This window comes from uncultured Microbulbifer sp. (assembly GCF_947489355.1).
Lineage (GTDB): Bacteria > Pseudomonadota > Gammaproteobacteria > Pseudomonadales > Cellvibrionaceae > Microbulbifer.
The window spans coordinates 15,480-37,815 of record NZ_CANLDD010000008.1; the positions used below are offsets into that span (position 1 = coordinate 15,480).

General features: G+C 57.2%; 20 protein-coding genes. 17 read left to right on the top strand and 3 right to left on the bottom strand.

What is annotated here, in order from left to right; translation table 11 throughout:
• Positions 1 to 7 precede the first annotated feature (7 nt).
• Positions 8 to 715: a response regulator transcription factor gene (locus Q1A48_RS05580; RefSeq protein ID WP_299942275.1), complete on the bottom strand. Its 708-nt coding sequence runs from the start codon at positions 713 to 715 to the stop codon at positions 8 to 10.
• 168 nt (positions 716 to 883) lie between these two features.
• Between Q1A48_RS05580 and Q1A48_RS05585 the strand changes: the two genes are divergently transcribed.
• The 3 genes from Q1A48_RS05585 to Q1A48_RS05595 all read left to right on the top strand — a co-directional run bounded on the left by Q1A48_RS05585 (position 884) and on the right by Q1A48_RS05595 (position 2,429).
• Entirely contained in the window at positions 884 to 1,354 is a 471-nt protein-coding gene (locus Q1A48_RS05585; protein WP_299942277.1) for a Spy/CpxP family protein refolding chaperone, read from the top strand.
• A gap of 227 nt (positions 1,355 to 1,581) precedes the next feature.
• On the top strand, positions 1,582 to 2,133 hold the full coding sequence (locus tag Q1A48_RS05590; protein ID WP_299942444.1) for a flavodoxin: 552 nt from the start codon (positions 1,582 to 1,584) through the stop codon (positions 2,131 to 2,133).
• A 5-nt stretch (positions 2,134 to 2,138) separates the two neighbouring features.
• Complete coding sequence (locus Q1A48_RS05595) at positions 2,139 to 2,429, top strand: hypothetical protein (protein WP_299942279.1); 291 nt, start codon at positions 2,139 to 2,141, stop codon at positions 2,427 to 2,429.
• A gap of 207 nt (positions 2,430 to 2,636) precedes the next feature.
• Here the strand turns inward: Q1A48_RS05595 and Q1A48_RS05600 are convergent, their stop codons facing one another.
• Both Q1A48_RS05600 and Q1A48_RS05605 read right to left on the bottom strand, forming a co-directional pair.
• Entirely contained in the window at positions 2,637 to 4,598 is a 1,962-nt protein-coding gene (locus Q1A48_RS05600; RefSeq protein WP_299942281.1) for a prolyl oligopeptidase family serine peptidase, read from the bottom strand.
• Between the two features lie 12 nt (positions 4,599 to 4,610).
• Positions 4,611 to 5,000: a hypothetical protein gene (locus tag Q1A48_RS05605; RefSeq protein ID WP_299942283.1), complete on the bottom strand. Its 390-nt coding sequence runs from the start codon at positions 4,998 to 5,000 to the stop codon at positions 4,611 to 4,613.
• A 761-nt stretch (positions 5,001 to 5,761) separates the two neighbouring features.
• On the opposite strand from Q1A48_RS05605, the gene mraZ reads away from it, so the two are divergent.
• The 14 genes from mraZ (at position 5,762) to ftsZ (ending at position 22,036) form a co-directional block, all read left to right on the top strand.
• Positions 5,762 to 6,205, top strand: coding sequence for a division/cell wall cluster transcriptional repressor MraZ (gene mraZ, locus Q1A48_RS05610; RefSeq protein WP_299942285.1), 444 nt, complete (start codon positions 5,762 to 5,764; stop codon positions 6,203 to 6,205).
• 12 nt (positions 6,206 to 6,217) lie between these two features.
• Positions 6,218 to 7,150: a 16S rRNA (cytosine(1402)-N(4))-methyltransferase RsmH gene (gene rsmH, locus Q1A48_RS05615; protein ID WP_299942287.1), complete on the top strand. Its 933-nt coding sequence runs from the start codon at positions 6,218 to 6,220 to the stop codon at positions 7,148 to 7,150.
• 5 nt (positions 7,151 to 7,155) lie between these two features.
• Positions 7,156 to 7,431, top strand: coding sequence for a cell division protein FtsL (gene ftsL / locus Q1A48_RS05620; RefSeq protein ID WP_299942290.1), 276 nt, complete (start codon positions 7,156 to 7,158; stop codon positions 7,429 to 7,431).
• Between the two features lie 190 nt (positions 7,432 to 7,621).
• Positions 7,622 to 9,388 carry a penicillin-binding transpeptidase domain-containing protein gene (locus tag Q1A48_RS05625; RefSeq protein ID WP_299942292.1) on the top strand — a complete coding sequence of 589 codons (1,767 nt, stop codon included), beginning with the start codon at positions 7,622 to 7,624 and terminating at the stop codon, positions 9,386 to 9,388.
• Positions 9,385 to 10,911, top strand: a complete 1,527-nt coding sequence (locus Q1A48_RS05630) for a UDP-N-acetylmuramoyl-L-alanyl-D-glutamate--2,6-diaminopimelate ligase (RefSeq protein WP_299942294.1) — start codon at positions 9,385 to 9,387, stop codon at positions 10,909 to 10,911. Before Q1A48_RS05625 ends, Q1A48_RS05630 begins: the two co-directional genes overlap by 4 nt.
• Positions 10,908 to 12,287 carry a UDP-N-acetylmuramoyl-tripeptide--D-alanyl-D-alanine ligase gene (gene murF / locus Q1A48_RS05635; protein WP_299942296.1) on the top strand — a complete coding sequence of 460 codons (1,380 nt, stop codon included), beginning with the start codon at positions 10,908 to 10,910 and terminating at the stop codon, positions 12,285 to 12,287. Before Q1A48_RS05630 ends, murF begins: the two co-directional genes overlap by 4 nt.
• The gene (gene mraY / locus Q1A48_RS05640; RefSeq protein WP_299942298.1) at positions 12,287 to 13,372 is read left to right on the top strand and encodes a phospho-N-acetylmuramoyl-pentapeptide-transferase; all 1,086 of its coding nucleotides are present in this window, start codon (positions 12,287 to 12,289) and stop codon (positions 13,370 to 13,372) included. Before murF ends, mraY begins: the two co-directional genes overlap by 1 nt.
• 8 nt (positions 13,373 to 13,380) lie before the next feature.
• Complete coding sequence (murD, locus tag Q1A48_RS05645) at positions 13,381 to 14,760, top strand: UDP-N-acetylmuramoyl-L-alanine--D-glutamate ligase (RefSeq protein ID WP_299942301.1); 1,380 nt, start codon at positions 13,381 to 13,383, stop codon at positions 14,758 to 14,760.
• Positions 14,757 to 15,980 carry a putative lipid II flippase FtsW gene (gene ftsW / locus Q1A48_RS05650; RefSeq protein WP_299942303.1) on the top strand — a complete coding sequence of 408 codons (1,224 nt, stop codon included), beginning with the start codon at positions 14,757 to 14,759 and terminating at the stop codon, positions 15,978 to 15,980. The genes murD and ftsW overlap by 4 nt, the downstream gene beginning before the upstream one ends.
• Positions 15,980 to 17,095 carry an undecaprenyldiphospho-muramoylpentapeptide beta-N-acetylglucosaminyltransferase gene (gene murG, locus Q1A48_RS05655; protein WP_299942305.1) on the top strand — a complete coding sequence of 372 codons (1,116 nt, stop codon included), beginning with the start codon at positions 15,980 to 15,982 and terminating at the stop codon, positions 17,093 to 17,095. The genes ftsW and murG overlap by 1 nt, the downstream gene beginning before the upstream one ends.
• Before the next feature lie 4 nt (positions 17,096 to 17,099).
• A complete protein-coding gene (gene murC, locus Q1A48_RS05660; protein ID WP_299942307.1) occupies positions 17,100 to 18,563 on the top strand; it encodes a UDP-N-acetylmuramate--L-alanine ligase in 1,464 nt (487 codons plus the stop codon).
• Between the two features lie 31 nt (positions 18,564 to 18,594).
• Complete coding sequence (locus Q1A48_RS05665; protein ID WP_299942309.1) at positions 18,595 to 19,380, top strand: FtsQ-type POTRA domain-containing protein; 786 nt, start codon at positions 18,595 to 18,597, stop codon at positions 19,378 to 19,380.
• Between the two features lie 112 nt (positions 19,381 to 19,492).
• The gene (gene ftsA / locus Q1A48_RS05670) at positions 19,493 to 20,728 is read left to right on the top strand and encodes a cell division protein FtsA (RefSeq protein ID WP_299942311.1); all 1,236 of its coding nucleotides are present in this window, start codon (positions 19,493 to 19,495) and stop codon (positions 20,726 to 20,728) included.
• 87 nt (positions 20,729 to 20,815) lie between these two features.
• Positions 20,816 to 22,036, top strand: a complete 1,221-nt coding sequence (gene ftsZ, locus Q1A48_RS05675) for a cell division protein FtsZ (protein WP_299942313.1) — start codon at positions 20,816 to 20,818, stop codon at positions 22,034 to 22,036.
• Positions 22,037 to 22,336: the final 300 nt, after the last annotated feature.

Below are 22,336 nucleotides of genomic sequence, written 5' to 3' on the forward strand. Positions count from 1 at the left end.
CGAGGGCCTAACGGTTGCCTTGGGTAAGCATATAACCGGCACCGCGGATATTAATAATCAGGTCACGGCTGGCGCCCTTGTCGGCCAGCTTTTTGCGAATATTGCTCACATGTACATCAATGGAGCGGTCGTAGGGCATCAGCTTGCGCCCCAGCGCGCGCTCGGTTAGGACCTCTTTGCTCACCACGTCTCCCGAGTGCTGCACCAATACCTTGAGGACGGCGAACTCGGCACCGGTGAGAGACAGGGCCTGGTCGCTCCAGTAGCCCTGGTGTTTTGCGGGCAGCAGGCGCAGCTGACCGCTGCTCAGGCTGTCATCGCTGTCCTCCGCTTCCTCGACCCGTCCCCGGCGCAGTATCGCGCGCAGGCGCGCCGCCAGTTCGCGGGGGTTGCAGGGTTTGGGCAGGTAGTCATCGGCGCCCATCTCCAGACCCACGATACGGTCCACGGTATCGCCCCTGGCGGTGAGCATGATGACGGGCAGGAAGCGGTTTGTGGGGGAAGCCTCTTCGCGCAGCTTGCGCAACACCTCAAAGCCATTGTGCACCGGTAGCATTACGTCCAGTATCAGGGCATCGAAATTCAGGCTCTGTGCCAATTCCAATCCGCGACCGCCATCGTTCGCCGCGGTCACGTCAAATCCCTCGCCACCCAGAAATTCCTGCAGCAGGTCGGTCAGTTCGGTATCGTCATCAATCAGAAGGATGCGGCTCATGGGAAACTCTCGATGGCTGTGAAGCCATTATATGCAAAGCGCTGGCGTTTATTACTCCTTTTGCTCCGGTTGTTTACGGTTCTTAACAAATGTTTACCGCGGTTTTCCCCCGTTTACACAGGCTGCACTTACCATGTAGTGGTTGAATACAAACGAGAGGACCAAACGATGAAAAACTGGAAACTGGCGATGGGCAGCCTGGCATTGGCTGGCATGTTGGCCGCTCCTGCGACAACCCTCGCTTTTGGTGGTGGAGAAGGCCACCGTGGGCATGGATTTGAGCATATGGCCCGCGAACTGCAGTTGACCGAGGGGCAAAAGGCGCAGCTGAAATCCAACCGAGAGAGCACCAGAGAGGCGAGAAAGGCCCTGCGCAAACAACTGAAAGAGCTGCGCCAGCAAATGCATGCCGCTATAGAGCGCGGTGCCGACCAGTCTACCCTGGACCAGTTTGGTGCGGAACTGGGCGGGCTGAAAGTACAGCAGATGCAAAGCCATTACCAGATGCGCCAGCAGTTCGAGGCGATTCTTACTGATGAGCAAAAGGCCAAATTTTCTGAGCTGAAAGCCAAGCGCAAGGAAAGCCGCCGGAAACAACAGGGTCAGGGGCGTGGCGCGCGGGGTGCCGGCGAGTCCTGAAACTCCTTAGATACCAGTCTTAGTCCCCGCTCATGTGCGCCTTCCCTGGCGCACCCTTTCCGATAAATTCGACGGGTTGTGACCCCTTTTCCCCCACTCCATGCGGGGCTTTTCTGTCGTTTTACACCCCCTTAGACCCGCTTGCCGCGCCTGGTGATTGCTGGGAGAATACGCCGCCTCCGCAAAAGGTATCTGGTGTGACCCGGCATGGGCAAAGAGGAATGACTGTGAGCAAAATCGGCTTGTTTTATGGCAGCGATGAGGGCAATACCGAATCCGTTGCCCTGCGTATCCGCACCCGCTTGGGTGAAGACCGGGTAGACCTGTTCGATATTGCCGATGTCACCCAACTGGAGATCGCCAACTACAGGCAGCTGATTTTTGGTATTCCCACCTGGGATTTCGGCCAGATTCAGTCCGATTGGGAGGAGTTTTGGGAAGATGTGCAGGAGATGGATTTTACTGACAAGGCGGTCGCGCTGTTTGGCCTGGGTGATCAATTTGGCTACGGCGACTATTTCCTGGATGCCATGGGCATGCTGCACGACGCTATCGTCGAGCGCGGGGCCACCATCGTTGGCCACTGGCCTATTGAGAGTTACGAGTTTGAAGCGTCAAAAGCGGAAATTGAAGGTGAGGGCCGGTTTGTCGGTTTGGCTATTGACGAAGACCAGCAGGAGGACATGACTGCCGAGCGTCTCAATCGCTGGTGCAGGCAGATTGCCGAAGAATTTGACCTTAAGGGGGGTGCGCACAGCGTTATTGCGCTGGAAGATTAAAGTTCATGCAGCAGACCATCCCGTTTAAAGTGTTTTGGCCCTGGCTCACGGAACATCCCGATTGTATTCTCCGGGCTGGCAGTGCCGATTCGGTGGTGTATGATGACGATGACTATCACTGGTGTTTTACCGAAGAGGATGCTTGCACATTGCTTGTGCAGGTTATACGCGGCAAGCGCCTTGTGGCGGAACTCTTTATCGAACTGGCCCATATTGCATTTGTGCGCATGACCTCGGGGGAAAGAGGGCGTTCAATTTCGACCTGGTTTCGGAAGTTCAGGGACAATCGCAGGTAATATACTACTTTGTGCTTTCTCATGGATTTGAACAGTCTGCTGAGCAACCGGCTAAAGTCAGCCAGAGCTCTGATCAGCTGCATTAGCGTTCCGGGAAAACGGCCTTTGTGCCTTGTAATCTCTATTGGTTTAGTCTGTATGCTAGCCCCAAGATCAGGCGGCATCGTTACCGGATCTTGGGGGATACAAGGTATTTCTGTGTATAGTTTACCCTTGGCCGGATTGTTGCTCGGAAGCGCCAACACCGATGTGTTGATCCAGAAATCGCAATAATTCTGTATAGAATTGTAGATTGTTTTCCTCACTGTAAAATCCGTGTCCCGCGTTGGAGATGATAAGGGATTTTACCGGTTTATGCTCTTTCTTTAATTGTTTCAACAGGAGTTCGGCGTGTTCTACCGGTACACGCTCATCTTGCTCGCCGTGAACAATCATTAGCGGAAGATTGAGTTTGCTGGTGTTGTGTAACGGTGAATTTTCCTTGAGAAAATGCTTATCTTTGCTCAATTCCCTCTTTAGATAAGCGAGACCCCGGTCACGTCGTTTGATATCGCCTTTCTTGTACATCATCTCCAGGTCATATACCCCTACGTGCCCTATGGCACATTGGTAGAGGTCGGGATATCTTATGGGGTTCATTAAAGCGGAATAGCCACCAAAGCTTCCTCCAAAGATGCAAATCCGTTCGGGGTCTGCATACCCTTTCTCAACTGCCCAGTTCACCGCGTCGAAGATATCGCGCTGAATTTTTCCACCCCACTCAAGCCGGCCAGCGTCATAGAAGTGATCTCCATAGCCCGTAGAGCCGCGAAAGTTGACCTGGAGCACCAGGTATCCGTTTTGAGACAATATTTGCGCTTTTTGATCATAACCCCAATAATCACGGGCGTGAGGCCCTCCGTGGGGTACGACCACCATGGGTAGCTTATGTTTATGACCGCTAGGGAATGTGAGATAAGTACCAATCCTAAAGCCATCTTCGGTGATAAAAGCATCTGCCTGCATAGGGTTAAGTTGCTTTGGGTCAAGCCATTCAGATGAAGAGGCTAGAAAGTCTACTTTCTTGGTGGTCATGTTTGCTAAAAAATAGTCGCCGGGGAGTCGGTCTCCACTGACTTTGAGAACCCCCAAATCGCCATCGGAAGTAAAGCTTGTGAATTGGATGTCATGGCCCTCGAAGGCTTTTTTTAGGCCTCTAAAGTAAGCGGCAAAGCCATCTCCTTCATCAAAAAAATACTCTTTTGGGTAATCTGGGTTTAGGTGGACTCCCAATGGTTTATTGGAGACTGGATGGTATATAATGCCACTGATATCCGAAATGTCGTCTTCAAAGACAGGTGTATATTCAGCGCCGCTAATCTGCATTTTAACCAATTGTTCTGTTTTTCCTTTGCGATTTATCTCAAGATAAACCTCCCCAGTTTCGCGATCAATGCCGACGGGTTTGCTGCGGTTTAGGGTGTTATCCTTGACTTTGCTCCAGCCATTTTTTTCTTTTTTATACAGTTGGGGGAGCGCCTCCTTGTTTGTTCCGCGAGCAAAAAGGAGGTTGCCGTTGCCATCTGTATAGGCCCGGCCATTGGCAATAGGTAACCCTGTGATTCGCTTTTTTACACCGCTATAAATATCGATCTCGAGAACCTCTCCGGGGTTTTCCCAGTTATTAGCCCAGGGGCGGGTTGAAACCAGTATTTTATTTTTTTTTTCCGGTAGGGGATCAATTATAACTGCATGTGCTAGTGTGGGTTTGGCTTTTTTTATGCGTGCCCCCAATTGTTTTTTCTTTCTGCCAGTCAAGTAGCCAAAAATATATTTTCCCTGTGCGCCATCATTGTTGATCGCGTACAGGGAACCATAAAAAATCGGAGCTTCCAGGCCAGCCTTGCGTGATAATACTTCAATGACTACTCTTTCATCGTTGGCCCAGTAGAAATTCCCTGCCTCCTCTTTGCCTTTAAAGCGAATTCCACCAGTGATTGCGAGAGGTTTCATCGACATGATAGCGATGATTCGCTCCCCGTTATCTTGCTTTCGTATAGCTAGATGGGTACCGGTAGGGGAGATTTTCACTTCTTCGATATCTGCATGGCGTATCAAGTCTGACAGGGGAATTTGGTTGCCAAGCACAAGCACTGGCCAAAGCAAAAAAATGAGTAGGAGCTTATGCATAATTTGTTGCCCTTAATGTTTGTTATTTAAAATTTTGGTTGCACTTACAAGTGAGGCATCCAGAACGAAGGGTAATCTCAAAAGCGACCCCGCTTTCTGTATCTTTATGGATTTGAAAGCACGCAGGAAAGGCAAAGCGCAAATTACCTCGGGCGCAAAGGTATCAGATTTTTCCTCTGCTACACAAATGGCAGCATCTGCTGTGCCAGAAGCGAAATGGCGGGCCGGCAAGTACTGACCCCCGGGGCAAATTACTTTAGGAGTATTCTGGGTTTTGGGGTTCTGAAATGCATCATCCACCAGAGTGCTGTATTGCCAGTGATAAAGCGGTTCAAATGGGATCTGAAGGCGGTCTTGCACAGAGGCAGGGGGTGGCCAATCCATCAAGCGGTAGAAATTCACTGATTGGTGGCATTGTCATTTGGAAAAGCCGCTGTGGATTCACAGGGTGTAATCGCAAATCCAGACAAAGTACAGGATATGGCTGGGTTCCACCCACAAAGGACAAGGCCCGGTGGTTTGTGCGGTCGTGCATGCGGAGAAATCTCGGTCATCGCTCGTGAATCAGGAGCTGGCGAGGAGGTGCGTTGACCGGGTCGGCCTGGTGTCGTTGGTGGGTAACAATTCGCGACAAAAATGGACAGCCTGAATCACTCAGGTACGAAGTCTTTTAAATATTGATGCGGGAGGGCAGTGGGGACTAATCCATTCTATAGCCCGATTTCTCTGGAAGCGGAGTCAATGTGGCTAATTCCCCGGTTAACCCTTGCGTTTTCCGAGATTCGGCAGGTCCTACGGAGATGGCGCATTTCAGCTAAGGCATCCAGTTAGTTTAATATATTCGATCATTATGCTAGTAAGCGCTTGCTTAAATTCAATGAATTACAGTCGGGGTTCCTGCGCCATTGCCCGTATTTCCTTTGTAGGCCGCGGATTTACAGGGGGTATGGGGACTTTGCAGTCTATTTCCTTGACTTTGTGTTGACCAGTTTTATAGTGTGAAAAGTGGGGGAAAGTGGAAAATCGTGGAATTTTGTGGTTTAGTGTTCTGTAGTGAGTGAGTAATTACATTGTTTGGATCACGTTTGAGCTTCCCCTCTATGGGTCCATCAGAGCGGTGTCTGCTGTGATAAGCGGGATCTGCAGCGAGCAAGTACCACGAAATGTATTTGGGCAGCCATGCAATCAATATGGACGCCAAAGGGCGTCTGGCCATACCGGCGCGCGTCCGCGACAAGCTGCTGGAGGCCTGTGCCGGATGTCTGGTGGTGACTGCTCACACGGAGGAGCGCTGCCTACTGATGTATCCGGCGCCCCAGTGGCAGCAGATATTGCCAAAAATCGAGGCCCTGCCCAGTTTCAACAAGGTGGCACGCCGCGCCCAGCGTCTACTGATCGGTTATGCCTGCGAACTGCAAGTGGATGGCAATGGGCGAGTGTTGATACCGCCAACCCTGCGGGAATACGCCGGGCTGGAAAAGCGGTTGATGTTGGTGGGGCAGGGCAAAAAACTGGAGCTTTGGAGCGAAGCGCACTGGATGTCCTGGCTCGATGACAGTGAAGGCGATGAGGGCATGCCAGGGGAAATGGCATCCCTCTCTTTATAAGGAGTTCGCCGGTTGTCTCAGGAATTGCATCGCAGTGTGTTGTTGCGCGAGGCCGTGGACGCCTTGGTAACGGACCCCGACGGTTTCTATATTGATGGCACCTTTGGTCGCGGAGGCCACAGCGCAGCCATCCTGAAACAGCTGGGCCCCGGCGGGCGCTTGCTGGCGGTGGATAAGGACCCCCAGGCCATTGCGTATGCCAGGCGGCATTTTGGCACTGAGCCGCGGTTTTCTATCTGGCATGGCTCCTTTGCGGATATGGACCTTGCCGCCGGGGAGCAGGCGGGCCAGGTCAGGGGAATACTGCTGGATCTGGGTGTGTCCTCTCCGCAACTGGATCAGCCGGAACGCGGTTTCAGTTTTATGCGGGATGGACCGCTGGATATGCGAATGGATACCAGTCGCGGCATCAGCGCTGCCCAATGGGTGAACACCGAGGCCGAGACCGAGATGGTTCGGGTGTTTAAGGAATACGGAGAGGAACGCTTTGCCCGGCGTATAGCCGCCGCCATAGTGCGCCGCCGAACAGAGAAACCCTTCGTGCGCACGCGCGATCTGGCCGAGGTGGTCAAGGCCGCCAACCCCGCCTGGGAGAAAGGCAAACACCCGGCCACCCGGGTTTTCCAGGCCATTCGCATCCATATCAATGGAGAGCTGGATGACCTGAAGAGTGTGCTGGAGAAGTCGCTGGCGCTGTTGGCACCGGGTGGGAGACTGGTCATTATCAGTTTCCACTCTCTGGAAGACCGCTTGGTGAAGCGGTTTATTCGCGAGAAGGAACGGGGGCCGCAGCTGCCCCGCGGGCTTCCGATCATGCACAGCCAGATTGCAAGGTCATTGCGTGCCGTGGGCAGGGCGATAAAGGCGGCTGCGTTTGAAACAGAGGACAATCAGCGCTCGCGCAGCGCGGTGATGCGCGCTGCGGAAAAGCTGGGCGGGGCCTGAACGGGATGTACCGCAAGACGCTGATTGGTGCGGGGCTCTTGTGGCTGGCGACGCTGGTGTCGGCTCTCACCGTGGTTTATTCCACCCAGCTCAGCAGGGAACTCACGGCAGAATTGGGCAAGGCGCAAAAAAACCGCGATGAGTTGCGCTATGAGCAGGAGCGCCTGCTGCTGGAGAAGGGCGCCTGGTCTGCTTACGGTCGCGTGGAGAAGGTGGCGAGAGAAGCGTTGGGAATGCATGTACCAGCACCTGCTGAGCAGGTGCTGGTGCCGAGTGAGTAATCTGATAAAGGCCGGTGTGGCGAGCGCGAACCAGCAGTAGTTTTCCGTGGCTTTGCGCATTTAAGGTCTGCAATGCCGGCGAATAATCGTAAATCCTTGCGTATTTGCGCGGTGTTTGGGGGCGGTGATCAAACGGCCCTCAGGGAGAGTTTTGGTTTCGGGGTGAAAACGTAACGCCAATTGGAAAACCATGGGTGCAGTCAAGAAAAAACAGACCCAACCGGGCATTGCCCGCTGGCGCTTTGTGCTGGTGGCGGCCCTGCTGTGTCTGCTGGCCCTGGCACTGATCCTGCATTTGGCCCGCCTGCAGGTATTGCCCGCTGCCGAGCATGGCTATCGGTTCCTTCAGGATCAGGGGCGGGCGCGCACCATTCGCACAGAGGAGATCGCCGCCTACCGGGGTTCCATCGTCGACCGAAATGGCGAGCTGCTGGCGGTCAGTACACCGGTACACAGCCTCTGGGCTAACCCCAGGCTACTGAGGAAGAGCGGTGCCGAGCAGGTGGGCCAGTTGGCCAGAGCGTTGGCTCTAGAGCCGGACAAACTTGCCGCGCGCTTGGAGAAGTATCGCAACAAGGCCTTCATGTACCTGCGTCGCCACCTGACACCGGAACAGGCCGGTAAGGTACTCGATCTGGAGCTTGTCGGGGTTTACAGCAAAAAGGAATACCGGCGCTTTTACCCTGCGGGTGAAGTGGTTGCACAGCTTCTGGGTTTTACCAATATCGATGATCGCGGCCAGGAGGGGCTGGAACTCGCCTACGACGACTGGCTGTCCGGTCAGCCCGGTGCCCAGCAGGTGGTCAAGGATCTGAAGGGCCGCACGGTGCAGGATCTGGCGATCCAGCGCGAAGCGCGACCGGGGCACGACTTGCGCCTGTCTATCGATATGCGCCTGCAGTACCTGGCCTACCGCGAATTAAAGCGCGCTGTGGCCGAGAACGGTGCCGCCTCCGGTTTTATGGTGATTCTGGATACCCGCAGCGGCGATGTCCTGGCGATGGCCAATCAGCCCTCGTTTAACCCCAACAACCGCGAAGGGGTAAAAGCGGCAGCGATGCGCAACCGCGCCCTGATCGACCAGTTTGAACCCGGCTCCACAGTGAAACCCCTGACGGTGCTGGCTGCGCTGGAGAGCGGTCGCTATAGACCCCATACCCAGATCGATACCAATCCCGGTTATATCCGCGTACCGGGGAAAACCCTGGTGGACCCCATCAACTATGGAAAGCTGGACCTGACCGGCGTTATCACCAAATCGAGCCAGGTGGGTATCACAAAAATTGCCCTGGATCTGGAACCAAACGGTTTGCGTGCACTCTTTTATCGACTGGGTCTGGGGGCGGCGGTTGGTAGTGGTTTTCCCGGGGAGACCCCGGGCATCCTGCCCAGTCGCAGTCGCAGTCGCTGGCACCCGATCGAGCGGGCCAATTTCGCCTTTGGCTACGGTTTAACCGTGAATGGGGTGCAACTGGCCCAGGCGTATGGCGTACTGGCCAATGCCGGGATCAAGCGCCCGGTTTCCCTGGTTCTGTCTACAGATACAATCACGGCAGAGCCCGAGCGGGTGATTGCAGCGCCCCTCGCAGAGCAGGTGTCCGCCATGCTGGAAACCGTCATCAGTTCCCGCGGTACGGGGCGCCTGGCTGCAGTGCAGGGATACCGTGTGGCGGGCAAGACCGGTACGGTACACAAAGTTGGTAGCAGTGGCTATGCGGACAACCGTTATCGTTCGGTTTTTGCGGGGTTTATTCCTGCGAACAACCCGCGTTTGGCCGCGGTAGTCGTAATCGATGATCCCAGCCAGGCCAAGTATTATGGCGGGGAAGTGGCTGCGCCGGTTTTCGCTTCGGTGATGGCCGGGGCCATGCGCCTGCTGCAGGTACCCCCTGAGCGGGTGGAATCGGCAGAACGCCAGTTAACCGCGCAGTTAAGCGAGAGAGGTACAAAATCGTGATACAGCGCAAACAACAGGGTATTTCCCTGCGGGAATTGGTGCCCGGATACGCGGGAATCCCCGATGTGCCCGTGACAGGCGTTGCACTGGACAGCCGCCGGGTAAAAACCGGCGATGTCTTTATGGCATTGCGCGGCTCTGTTGTGGATGGGCGTGAATATATCGATGCGGCGATCGCCGCCGGTGCCGCTGCGATACTGGCCGACAGTGACAAGCTGGAGTGTATTAACCGCGGCGATATCCAGGTGGTCAGCGTGCCCGGTCTGGCCAAGCGCGTCGGTGAAATTGCCGCGCGCTTTCACGGCAACCCCAGTGGACATATGCACCTGGTGGGGGTGACCGGTACCAATGGTAAAACCACCTGTGCCTATCTGATTTCCCAGTTGCTGGCGCATCACTTTGGCAGTGCGGCACTGATCGGTACTATCGGCAATGGCATCTGGTATAACCGGACGATCGAACTGCAGGAAACCGGGCTGACAACACCGGACCCCGTGCGTCTGCAAGCGGACTTTGCCGACTACCGCGAGCGCGGTGTGCCCGCCGCGGCCATGGAAGTATCCTCCCACTCCCTGTCCCAGGGACGCGTACATGGATTGGTTTTTGACACGGCGATTTTTACCAATCTGTCGCGGGATCACCTGGATTATCACGGCAATATGGCCGCCTACGGGATGGCCAAGGAAAAGCTGTTCGGGCTGCCCCAACTCAAGCGCGGCATTATCAATCTGGATGATCCTTTCGGTGCCCAACTGGCTGAGCGCTGCAAGGTGCGCGGCCTGCAGGTATTGACTTACGGACTGCAGGCGGGAGACCTGCACGTCACTGACCTGTGCCGTCACGAGAAGGGGTTTTCTGTTGAACTCAAGGCGCCCTGGGGGCGCGGCGAACTGCAGGCCCCGTTGATCGGCGACTTCAATATCTATAACGCGCTGGCAGTGGTAGCCGCTGTAGCGTCTGCGGGCATGCCCTTTGAAGCGATTCTGGCTGCCTTTCCTTCCATCCAGGCGGTGCCGGGCCGTATGCAGCGGGTTCGGGTTGCGGGCGCTGATGATGTCGGCGTGCTGGTGGATTATGCCCATACCCCCGATGCCCTGCGCGCGGCCTTGGCTGCCGCACGCCCCTATTGTCGCGGCAATCTCTGGTGTGTGTTCGGCTGTGGTGGTGAGCGGGATAGAGGCAAACGCGCTGCCATGGGACGAATCGCCTCGGAGATGGCCGATCGCGCCATTGTGACCAGTGACAACCCGCGCAGTGAAAAGCCGCAAAAAATTATCGACGATATCCTTCAAGGTGCGGCCAGCACGATTGAGGTGGAGATTGATCGGGCCGAAGCGATTGCCCGGACAGTCGCAGCGGCGCGACCAGGTGATATTGTCATTATCGCCGGCAAGGGCCACGAAAATTATCAGATTGTTGGCGGTGAAAAAAACCACTTCTGTGATCATGAACATGTGGCAGCAGCGCTGAGACGGCGCCTGGGTGCGGGCGCCGGGAGTGGTATGGAAGGAGAGGTCTGGTGATCCGCACGTTATCTCTTCAGCAGTTACAGAGTCGTTTTGGCGGTGCGTTGATCAATGGCTCCTGCGAGTTTTCGCGCGTTTGTACCGACACCCGCAAACTGGATCCCCAGGCCCTGTTTGTTGCCCTGGTGGGTGACAACTTTGATGCGCACGATTTTGTCGGTGGGCTGGATGGCCAGGTTCTGGGGCTGGTGGTGGAGCGTGAAGTGCCCGGTTGCCACCTGCCTCAGTGGCGCGTGCAAGATACCACGATAGCACTCGGACAAATTGGCCTGTTGTGCCGTGAGCAGTTTGAGGGGCCGGTCATTGCCATTACCGGTTCCTGCGGCAAGACCACGGTCAAAGAAATGTTGTGTGAAATTTTTTCTCTGCACCACACACCCTGTGTGACCAGGGGGAATTTAAACAATCAGTTCGGTCTGCCGATGACCCTTTTTGCGCTCTGTGGGCAGCACGATGTTTTGATTCTGGAGATGGGCGCCAACGCCCCGGACGATATCGGTTATCTCTGCAGTATCGGCAAACCCCAAGTGAGCGCGATCACCAATGTCATGCCCGCGCATGTGGAAGGGTTTGGTTCGGTAGATGCCATCGCAAAAGCGAAAGGGCAGGTTTATACCTGCCTGGGTGTCGGTGGTACCGCGGTGATCAATGCCGATGACGGCTACGCGGATTACTGGCGCGGGCGGATGCCCGAGGGGGTTCGGACCCTGGAGGTGGGTCTCAGCAACCCCTGTGCCATTCATGCGGAGAATATTGCCTTGGATGAAAGTGGCTGTGCCACGTTTGATCTGGTGATTGAGGGGGTATCCCACCCGGTGGCGCTGCGGTTACTCGGCGAGCACAATGTGCACAACGCCTTAATTGCCGCCGGTTGCGCATTCGCCAGCGGTATTCCGGCTGTGGACATTGCGCGCGGTCTTGCCGGTCTCGGTGGTGTGACCGGGCGCCTGCAGGCGCACCAGGGCATCCTTGGTGCGACGGTCATCGACGATAGCTACAACGCAAATCCAGGCTCTGTGGGTGCGGCCATTGAATTGCTGGCGCAGCGTCCGGGCAGGAAAATCCTGGTGCTCGGTGATATGGCTGAGTTGGGGCCGGATGCGGAAGGGCTGCATCGCAGTGTCGGTGTCCTGGCGCGCAAACGCGGCCTCGATGCCCTGTTTACTCTGGGGCCGCTGGGCACAGCCGCCAGTATGGCCTTTGGCGCGGGCCATCATGATGCCCTGCATAATTACCGGGAGAGAGCACCGCTGATCGCGGCGGTGTCCCGCGAACTGGACAAAAATACCACCGTATTGGTGAAGGGTTCACGCAGCGCGCGCATGGAACTGGTGGCTCAGGCACTGCTCGGCAACAGCAGGGGAGAGAAGTAATGCTGCTTTGGCTGGCAGAAATATTGCAAAAATATGTAAGCGCCTTTGCGGTCTTCAACTACCTGACGGTGCGTGCCATTCTGGCGGCACTGACCGCCCTGGGTATTTCCCTGGTTGTGGGGCCGCGTATGATCAACTGGTTGAACCAGTTGCAGGTAGGGCAGGCTATTCGCGATGACGGCCCGCAAAGCCACCTGAGCAAATCCGGTACGCCCACCATGGGCGGCACACTGATCCTCGCCTCGATTTTTTCCTCGGCACTGTTGTGGTCGGACCTGGGCAACCGCTATGTCTGGGTCACGCTACTGGTGACTTTTATTTTTGGTGCGGTCGGATTTGTGGATGACTACAAAAAAGTTGTGCACAGAAATCCCCGTGGCCTGATTGCCCGCTGGAAGTATTTCTGGCAGTCCATCGCCGGGCTGGGCGCGGCGATCTATTTGTATATGAGTGCGGTAAGTCCTGCTGAGACACAGTTTTTTGTGCCTTTTTTCAAAGACGTTGCCATCAATCTGGGTCCGGTTAGTTTTGTTCTGCTGACGTATTTTGTGGTGGTGGGCTCCAGCAATGCCGTGAACCTGACCGATGGCCTCGATGGCCTGGCGATTATGCCCACGGTCATGGTGGGGGGCGCCCTGGGCGTTATCGCCTATTTGTCCGGGCATGTGGAGTTTGCCAATTACCTGCATATACCCGCGATTGCCGGTGCCGGGGAACTGGCGGTCATTTGTGCGGCTCTGTGTGGCGCGGGGCTCGGGTTTTTGTGGTTTAACACCTATCCGGCGCAGGTGTTTATGGGGGATGTGGGTGCGCTGGCTCTGGGCGCGGCACTGGGGATTGTCGCGGTAATCACCCGCCATGAAATCGTGTTGTTCATCATGGGTGGGGTGTTCGTTATGGAAACGGTATCCGTCATCCTGCAGGTGGCGTCGTTCAAACTAACCGGCAAACGTATTTTCCGCATGGCGCCGCTGCACCACCATTTTGAACTGAAAGGCTGGCCGGAACCGCGGGTGATTGTCCGTTTTTGGATTATCACCGTGATTCTGGTGCTGGCCGGGCTGGCGACGTTGAAACTTCGGTAAATGACACAATGAGCCTGATCGCAACTTCGCAGCGGGAACTGGTAATCGGACTGGGTGCTACCGGAAAATCGGTGGTGCGCTACCTGCTGCGCAATGGTTATGCCCCGGTGGTTGCCGACAGCCGCGACCATCCGCCGGGACTCGGGTCCTTCCGCCGGGAGTTTCCGCAGGTCCCTGTGGAAACGGGATCACTGAGCCCTGATACGGTACTTGCGGCCAGTGAAATTATTGCCAGCCCCGGCATTGCGCTGGCCGAGCCCGTATTGCAGCGCGCCATTGACGCGGGTATCCCGGTGATCGGGGACATCGAGCTGTTTGCACGGGCGCTCGCCAGGGAAAAATCATCGCTAAAGTTGGCAGCGGTCACCGGTTCAAATGGCAAAAGCACGGTGACCACCCTGCTTGGCAGAATGGCAGAGGCGGCTGGCAAAACGGTGCGTATCGGTGGCAATATCGGTGTGCCGGTGCTCGATCTGTTACAGGAACCGATACCGCAACTGTATGTGTTGGAGCTGTCCAGCTTTCAACTGGAGACCACCTACTCGCTGACGCCCACAGTGGCCACCGTGTTGAATCTGAGTGCGGATCATATGGACCGCTACCCCGGCATGGTGGAATACCACCGGGCCAAACAGCGGATTTACCGCCATGCACAGCAGTTTGTCATCAACCGAGCGGACCCGCTGACCCGGGCACCTCTATCCCGGGGCAAATGCGAGTGGAGTTTTGGTCTGGACCAGCCCGACCTGAATCAGTTCGGGGTGCGCACTGTCGGCGGACAGAACTGGCTGGCACAGGGTGCCAAAGCCCTGTTGCCGGTCGATGCGCTGGCGATGGTTGGCAGACACAATGTCGCCAATGCGCTGGCTGCTTTGGCGATGGGTAATGCTGTCAGTCTGCCCATGGACGCCATGTTGTCGGTACTGCGCACTTTCAGGGGGCTGCCCCATCGCTGTGAGCGGACCGCTGACCTGGATGGCGTTGTCTATGTAAACGACTCCAAAGGCACCAATGTCGGCGCAACGCAGGCGGCGCTGGATGGATTGGCAACAGCCACCCGCAAGATTGTGCTGATCGCCGGCGGCGATGGCAAAGGGGCAGATTTTTCCGCGTTGAGCAACAGCGCTGCCGCGCTGCGCGCAATGATATCCATTGGGTCAGACGGTGACAGGGTCGCCGAGGTTTTTGCGGGTAAGTGTACAATCCGCCGTGCGGCCAGCATGACCGAGGCAGTGGCACTGGCCCGATCCCTGGCACACAGTGGCGACTATGTACTCCTGTCCCCGGCCTGTGCCAGCTTCGATATGTACCGCAATTTTGAAGCCCGCGGTGAGGATTTTCGCCAGGTAGTAGCGGCGCTCTGCGAAAGCGCTGGAGGTGCGGGGTGAATGCGTTGACGCCTTCGCCTCACAAGCGCGAACTCCTCGATAGGCTTTTACCCTTTAGTGTGCTGGCACTGGTCAGTATCGGCGTGGTGATGGTGGCCTCGTCCTCTATTGCCTTTGCCTCCGATATATACGCAGACCCCTGGTACTTTCTCAAGCGGCACCTGGCTTTCCTGGCGATCGGTGGCGTGGTGGCATTGGTTGTGAGCCAGATTCCCCTGGCGATTTGGTCGCGCCTATCCTGGCCATTGCTGCTGTTTGCCTGTCTGTTACTGATTGCAGTGCTGGTACCGGGTATTGGCCGGGAGGTGAATGGTAGCCAGCGCTGGCTGATGTTTGGCGGTATCACCATTCAACCTGCGGAGGTGGCCAAGTTCTGTATGCTGGTTTTTTTCGCCAGTTTTTTGACCCGCCGCAACAGGCAACTGCATCACTGGAGCAGCTTTATGGTGCCGGTGACGGTGCTGGGGATCTTCGCGCTACTACTGCTGTTGCAACCGGATTTTGGCTCGGTTGTGGTGTTATCCGGCACGGTACTGGCGATGGTTTTTCTCGGCGGTGCGCGTCTGCCCCATACCTTTTTATTGGTGCTGGCGGCGGCCAGTGGTCTGGCGCTGATGGCCCTGATGAGCCCCTACCGCTTACAGCGATTGCTGACATTTCTGGATCCCTGGGGGGATCAATTTGCCAGTGGCTACCAGCTCACCCAGTCGCTGATCGCTTTTGGTCGCGGAGAATGGTTTGGGGTTGGCCTGGGTAACAGTGTGCAGAAACTGTTTTACTTGCCCGAGGCGCACACGGATTTTATTTTTGCCATTCTCGCCGAGGAGTGGGGTATGTTGGGCGGCTTGGTTGTGATCGGCCTCTTTGTGGTGCTGACCTGTTCACTATTGCGACTGGTGCGCATGGCCCTGGTGCGGCAGAATTTTTTTGCCGCTTTGCTGGCTTTTGGCATGGCGTTTCTGTTGGCAGGGCAGGCGTTTGTGAATATGGGTGTGGCCTCGGGCCTGCTGCCCACCAAGGGATTGACTCTGCCGTTTGTCAGTTCCGGCGGCAGTAGTCTGGTTGTGTGCTGCGCGCTGTTGGGATTGGCAGTGCGTATAGGCGGCGAAATGCGCCCGCAGGACGAAGGCGGTGGTGCGCGCCAGGGGCTTTGGCAGCAACTGCCGGTATTTGCCCGGCGCCGGGCCGGGAGACGGGTACACAGTGGGGGGGCGGTTTGATGTCCCGGGAGAGAAACACCTTTTCGGGTAAACGTTTTTTACTCATGGCGGGTGGCACCGGGGGACATGTCTTCCCGGCACTGGCGGTGGCGCAGGCTCTGCGGGAGCAGGGGGCCAGAGTCGAATGGCTGGGCACCAGGCAGGGTATTGAAGCGCGTCTGGTGCCACCGGCCAATATCCCGTTGCACTGTATTGCAGTTGAAGGGCTGCGCGGTAAAGGCAGACTGGCCCTGCTGAAGGCGCCTGTGCAGATTGCACGCGCTGTGCGTCAGGCGCGTGCGGTGATCGGGAAGGTGCAGCCCGATGCTGTACTCGGGTTCGGCGGGTTTGTCACCGGCCCCGGCGGCGTGGCGGCACGCCTCAGTGGCAGGCCGCTGATTATTCACGAGCAAAACGCCGTGGCCGGCACCACCAATAAGCTGCTTTCCCGTATTGCCAACCGGGTGCTGGAGGCGTTTCCCAGCGGTTTGCCGCGGGCCCGGCAAGTGGGCAATCCGGTGCGTCGTGAAATTGCCCAACTGCCGGCGCCGCAATTGCGTATTGGTACTGAGTTGCCACTGCGTCTGCTGGTGCTAGGCGGCAGTCTAGGGGCTGCTGCCATTAACGCAATGGTGCCGGAGGCCATTGCCCTGCTGCAGCCGTCACAGCGTCCAAATGTGGTGCACCAGGCCGGTGAAAGTCACTTGGTACGGGCACGGGAGGCCTACCGGGCCGCCGGCGTAGCGGCAGAGGTTGTGCCTTTTATCGGCGATATGGCCGAGGCGTATAGTGCTGCCGACCTGATACTGTGCCGTGCGGGAGCGCTCACGGTATCGGAAATTGCCGCGGCCGGCATCGGTGCGATTATGGTGCCTTTTCCCTTTGCGATAGACGACCACCAGACACGCAATGGACAGTGGTTACAGGATGCGGGGGGGGCGATTGTGGTTCAGCAGCGCGAGATGGATGCGCAAAAACTGTCAGAACTTCTGCAAAAATTATTGGCGGACCCGCAGAAACTACTGGAGATGGCGCAGGCCGCGCGGCGTGTAGCGAAAGTCGATGCAACACAGCAGGTGGTGGCCGCCTGTGCAGAGGCGCTGGCGAGACAAGAGAGGCCAATGAGTGAAGGTTGAGAGCATGTCTTTTGAGTGGGCAAACGCAGATCAGGGTTACGCTGTACCGGCGATGCGCCGTATCCGCCGTATTCACTTTATCGGTGTGGGCGGTGCCGGGATGAGTGGCATCGCGGAGGTATTGCAAAATCAGGGATACGAGGTTTCCGGCTCGGATCTGCGCGAGTCCCCACTGACCGAGCGACTGCGCAAGCTGGGTGTCAGGGTGGCAATCGGACACAGCGAGGACAATATCAGGGATGTGGATGTTGTGGTGAATTCATCGGCGATCCAAGCTGACAATCCGGAGCTGGCTGCGGCCCATGAAAAGCGGATTCCGGTGGTGCGCCGTGCTGAAATGCTCGGGGAATTGATGCGCTACCGCTACGGTATTGCCGTGGCGGGCACGCACGGTAAAACCACCACCACGAGCCTGATTGCGGCCATTTTTGCCGCGGATGAAAAAGATCCGACCTTTGTGATCGGGGGCCTGGTCAATGCAGCCGGCGCCAATGCGGCGCTCGGCGAGAGCCGCTACCTGATCGCAGAGGCCGATGAGAGCGATGCGTCATTTATCCACCTGCAGCCCATGGTGACGGTGATTACCAACATCGATGCGGATCATATGGAGACCTATGGGGGGGATTTTGAGCGAGTAAAGCAGATCTTTATTGATTTCGTGCACAACCTGCCGTTTTACGGATTGGCGGTAGTCTGCGGTGATGAGGCCAATATCCAGGAAGTTATCCCGAAATTTTCCCGCCCGGTACTGACCTATGGATTTGCTGAGGGCAATGACTTCCGTATCGTCGAGGTCAATCAGGAGCCGTTGCGCAGTCACTTTAGCGTGCAGCGCCCCGGAGGGGATCTGCTGCGGGTATCGGTGAACACGCCGGGTATTCACAACGTGCTCAATGCCACAGCGGCGATTGCTGTGGCTGCGGAGGAGGGGATCAGTGACGAGGCTATTTGCCGGGGTCTGGAGGGTTTTCAGGGCGTGGGTCGCCGCTTTCAGATTTTTGGACATTTTTCCATAAGTGACGACAGCAGCGCGGCAAAAGTGATGCTGGTGGATGACTATGGTCACCATCCACGGGAAGTGGCCGCAACCATCAAGACGGTGCGCGATGGCTGGCCGGACAGGCGCCTCGTGATGATCTACCAGCCGCACCGTTATACCCGCACCAGGGATCTGTTTGAAGATTTCGTTCAGGTTCTGTCTGGCGTGGACAAATTAGTTTTGCTGGATGTATACAGCGCGGGCGAAGCGCCAATAGCCGGTGCCGATGGACGCACCCTGGCGCGCAGCCTGCGTAACCGCGGCCAGGTCGATCCGGTTTTTGCCGAAACAATCGATCAGGTGCCGCCAGTACTGGCGGACCTTCTCGAACCGGGCGATGTGGTGTTGACCCAGGGCGCGGGCAATGTGGGTGCCTTGTCTCAAAAGCTGGCGCAGTGGCGTCTGGGTGAAAAACTCTCTGAGGCCTGAGGGCAGGGTGGAGTCCACAGGAGAGAAGCCTGTGAAGAAAAAAAGCAGATCTTTACGCGGGGCGCGGCCTTTAGGGGCGCGGGAGTCTGCTGCCGGTATTTCCCGGCGCTCCGGGTTGATGTTGGTATTCGTTGTGAGTCTGGCCTGCGGGCTGCTTACTGGTGGTCACTGGTTGTGGCAGAGACTTCAGGCGGTGCCACTGGGGAAAATGGATGCACTGGAGCAGGTAGAGGTCCGCGGGGTTTTTAACGCGGTGCGTGAGGCGCAGTTAAAGGAAATATTGCTGCCTTATTTGCAGGCCGGTTTTTTTTCCGCGGATATCCGTGCGATGCAATCGGCGCTGTTGGCCAATCCCTGGGTTACCTCGGTGTCGATCCGCCGGCGCTGGCCGAGCGGGGTTCTGGTGGAGATTGCGGAAGCACAGCCTCTCGCGGTATGGGGAGGTGACCGGTTGCTGGTTGCGAGTGGGGCATTGTTGCCGAGACCGGTATACATGCGCGTGAAAGCACTCCCCGAGCTCGCCGGGGATGAGTTGCTGGTGGGACAGATTATGACACAGTACCAGGCCCTTGCGGGCATTCTGACTACCCGGGATATGGAGGTCAAGCGGTTGTCATTTGACGACCTGGGCGGTTGGCGCCTGGAATTGGTATCGGGAATTGCATTAAAACTGGGGCATGATGCGCTGTTGGAACGTGTCAACCGCTTCCTTTTCCTGAGCCGCGGATTGCTCGCGCCGCATTTGCACAAAGTGGCCGGGGTGGATACCCGTTACGGCAATGCGGTAGCGGTTCAGTGGAAGAATGGGCAGGAGTGAACAGGGAGGCGGAGAGACTGCGGTTGAAAATGCGGTTGAAAAGCGAAGGTGGTATTTCTGCGGGATTTCATTGGCGAGGCCGGGCACACAGCCCTGCGAGGTTGGTAGCAACATGACACAAGTATCCGATCAGCGCATGATGGTGGGACTGGATATCGGCACCTCCAAGGTGGTCGCCATTGTGGGCGAGGTTTCCGCTGGTGGCGAACTCAATATTGTCGGTATTGGCTCCCATCGCTCCACCGGCATGAAAAAGGGTGTGGTGGTGAATATCGAATCCACCGTGCAATCCATTCAGCGCGCGGTGGAGGAAGCGGAACTGATGGCGGGTTGTGAAATTCACTCCGTCTATGCCGGTATCGCCGGCAGCCATATTCGCAGTCTGAATTCCCACGGTATTGTCGCCATCAAGGACCGGGAGGTGACCCAGCAGGATCTCGACCGGGTAATAGATGCAGCGCGGGCAGTCGCAATCCCGGCGGACCAGAAGATTCTGCACACACTCCCCCAGGAGTATCTGATCGATAACCAGGAGGGGGTCAAAGAGCCACTGGGAATGTCCGGGGTGCGCCTGGAGGCGAAAGTGCACCTGGTCAGCGGTGCGGTTAATGCCGCGCAGAATATTGAAAAATGTATCCGCCGCTGTGGCCTCGAGGTTGAGGATGTCATTCTGGAGCAACTGGCCTCCAGCTATGCGGTGTTGACCGAAGATGAGAAAGAGCTGGGGGTGTGCATGGTGGATATCGGTGGGGGTACCACCGATATCGCCGTGTTCACCGGCGGCTCGATTCGCCACACCGGGGTGATACCCATCGCCGGAGACCAGGTGAGCAACGATATCGCCATGGCCCTGCGTACACCGACACCGCATGCAGAGGAGCTGAAAATCAAATATGCCTGCGCGCTGGCCAAACTTGCCCGGGAGGGCGAGACCATCAAGGTGCCGAGTGTGGGCGACAGGGCGCCCAGGGATTTATCCAGGCAGGCGCTGGCGGAAGTGATAGAGCCCCGTTACGACGAACTGTTTACCCTGGTGCAGGCCGAACTGCGCCGCAGTGGTTTTGAGGACCTGTGCGCGGCGGGCGTGGTGTTGACCGGTGGCTCCCCGAAGATGGAGGGTGCCGTTGAACTGGCCGAGGAGATTTTCCATATGCCAGTGCGGCTTGCCGTGCCCCAGGGAATTTCCGGACTGACCGATATTGTGAACAATCCAATCTATTCCACCGGGGTTGGATTATTGATGTACGCGATGCAGCAGGAAGAGGCCGCAGAAGGCAAAATGCAGCCCGCGCGCAACGAAAACCAGTGGTGGGACAAAGTGAAGCACTGGTTTCGCGGCAACATGTAATAGCGTGCAACCAGAATTAGCCGTTTCGGAAGGGATTTTTTTCCGCACGGCAGTAGAATTCGACATGAGCAAGAAAGGGGAACAGCAATGTTCGAACTAGTTGATAGTGTACAGGACAAACCTGTCATCAAGGTAATTGGTGTCGGCGGAGGCGGCGGCAATGCCGTGAAGCAGATGATTGCCAGTAATGTGGAGGGCGTGGACTTTATCTGCGCAAACACCGACGCCCAGGCCCTGAAAGATATCCAGGCACAAACCATCCTGCAATTGGGCAGTTCCATCACCCGCGGTTTGGGTGCCGGCGCCAACCCGGATATCGGTCGGCAATCGGCTCTGGAGGACCGCGACCGGATTGCCGAGGTGTTAAGCGGCGCGGACATGGTGTTTATCACAGCGGGCATGGGCGGCGGCACCGGAACTGGCGGCGCACCAGTGGTTGCCGAGGTCGCAAGAGAGCTCGGCATCCTCGCCGTAGCGGTTGTCACCCGCCCGTTCAAGATCGAGGGGCGCAAGCGCACCGTGGTGGCCGAGGAGGGTATCCTCGAGCTGCGCGACAAGGTCGACTCGCTGATCACTATTCCCAACGACCGCCTGCTGGAGGTACTGGGCAACAAGATCACCATGAAGTCCGCCTACAAGGAGGCCGACAACGTATTGCTCGGTGCGGTGCAGGGCATTGCCGACCTGATGATCCGCCCGGGGATTATGAACGTCGACTTTGCCGATGTGCGCACCGTAATGTCCGAAATGGGCATGGCCATGATGGGCTCCGGTTCCGCCATCGGCGAAAGCCGCGCGCGCGAAGCCGCGGAAAAAGCCGTGCGCAGTCCGCTTTTGGACAATGTCAACCTGTCTGGTGCCCGCGGTATTCTGGTTAACATCATCACTGGCAGCGAAGAGTCCGGTTGCCAGGAGCTGACCCTGGGTGAGTACTCTGAAGTTGGAGAGATTGTTCAGGAGATCGCTTCCGACGAAGCCACCGTGGTGATCGGTACTGCGGTAGACGACAAACTCGGCGATGAGATGCGTGTGACGGTTGTCGCAGCGGGTCTGGGAGAGGGCACCTCGTCGGCGCGCCCTGCCAAAGTGGTGGACAACGGCCGCCGTGGGGAGGCCCGCGAGCCCCGTGAAGCCCGCGAGATGCGCGAGCCCCACAGTGCTACCGGCCTGTCCCCGCGGGAGAGTGCGGATCCCCGTCCGCGCCTGGACGTCGAACGTCCCAGACGCCCGGCACCGGCGCCGAGCCCGGCGGATACGGATATGGAGTACCTGGATATTCCGGCCTTCCTGCGCCGCCAGGCCGACTGAGTGTCGGCACCGCAGAGGCACACCGCTCATGTCTACCCGGCCCCAGGGCCGGGTGCCGCCTCTGTGGTGGGGCTTTCCCGGGCCCCGAACGGATCCGGGAAGGGTATTTTTGCGCTTTGAGGCAGAGTCCTGGATCGGTGGGCCGAAAACTGAAACGGCATCCCCGGCAGCCCGATCGGGCTTTTATGACCGAATTGCATGGCCACTCCGTGCCATATTTCCCCGGAAATCCTCGCTGCCGATGAATAATTAACAATTTTTTACAGCGCTTGAGGCACTCAAGCTCATAGAATGTTGTCT

What these genes read in the sequence shown, in the direction of transcription:
- Q1A48_RS05580 (WP_299942275.1), bottom strand. Translation starts at nt 715, where the DNA reads ATGAGCCGCATCCTTCTGATTGATGACGATACCGAACTGACCGACCTG.
- Q1A48_RS05585 (WP_299942277.1), top strand. Translation starts at nt 884, where the DNA reads ATGAAAAACTGGAAACTGGCGATGGGCAGCCTGGCATTGGCTGGCATG.
- Q1A48_RS05595 (WP_299942279.1), top strand. Translation starts at nt 2,139, where the DNA reads ATGCAGCAGACCATCCCGTTTAAAGTGTTTTGGCCCTGGCTCACGGAA.
- Q1A48_RS05600 (WP_299942281.1), bottom strand. Translation starts at nt 4,598, where the DNA reads ATGCATAAGCTCCTACTCATTTTTTTGCTTTGGCCAGTGCTTGTGCTT.
- mraZ (WP_299942285.1), top strand. Translation starts at nt 5,762, where the DNA reads ATGTATTTGGGCAGCCATGCAATCAATATGGACGCCAAAGGGCGTCTG.
- ftsL (WP_299942290.1), top strand. Translation starts at nt 7,156, where the DNA reads ATGTACCGCAAGACGCTGATTGGTGCGGGGCTCTTGTGGCTGGCGACG.
- Q1A48_RS05625 (WP_299942292.1), top strand. Translation starts at nt 7,622, where the DNA reads ATGGGTGCAGTCAAGAAAAAACAGACCCAACCGGGCATTGCCCGCTGG.
- mraY (WP_299942298.1), top strand. Translation starts at nt 12,287, where the DNA reads ATGCTGCTTTGGCTGGCAGAAATATTGCAAAAATATGTAAGCGCCTTT.
- murD (WP_299942301.1), top strand. Translation starts at nt 13,381, where the DNA reads ATGAGCCTGATCGCAACTTCGCAGCGGGAACTGGTAATCGGACTGGGT.
- murG (WP_299942305.1), top strand. Translation starts at nt 15,980, where the DNA reads ATGTCCCGGGAGAGAAACACCTTTTCGGGTAAACGTTTTTTACTCATG.
- murC (WP_299942307.1), top strand. Translation starts at nt 17,100, where the DNA reads ATGTCTTTTGAGTGGGCAAACGCAGATCAGGGTTACGCTGTACCGGCG.
- ftsA (WP_299942311.1), top strand. Translation starts at nt 19,493, where the DNA reads ATGACACAAGTATCCGATCAGCGCATGATGGTGGGACTGGATATCGGC.
- ftsZ (WP_299942313.1), top strand. Translation starts at nt 20,816, where the DNA reads ATGTTCGAACTAGTTGATAGTGTACAGGACAAACCTGTCATCAAGGTA.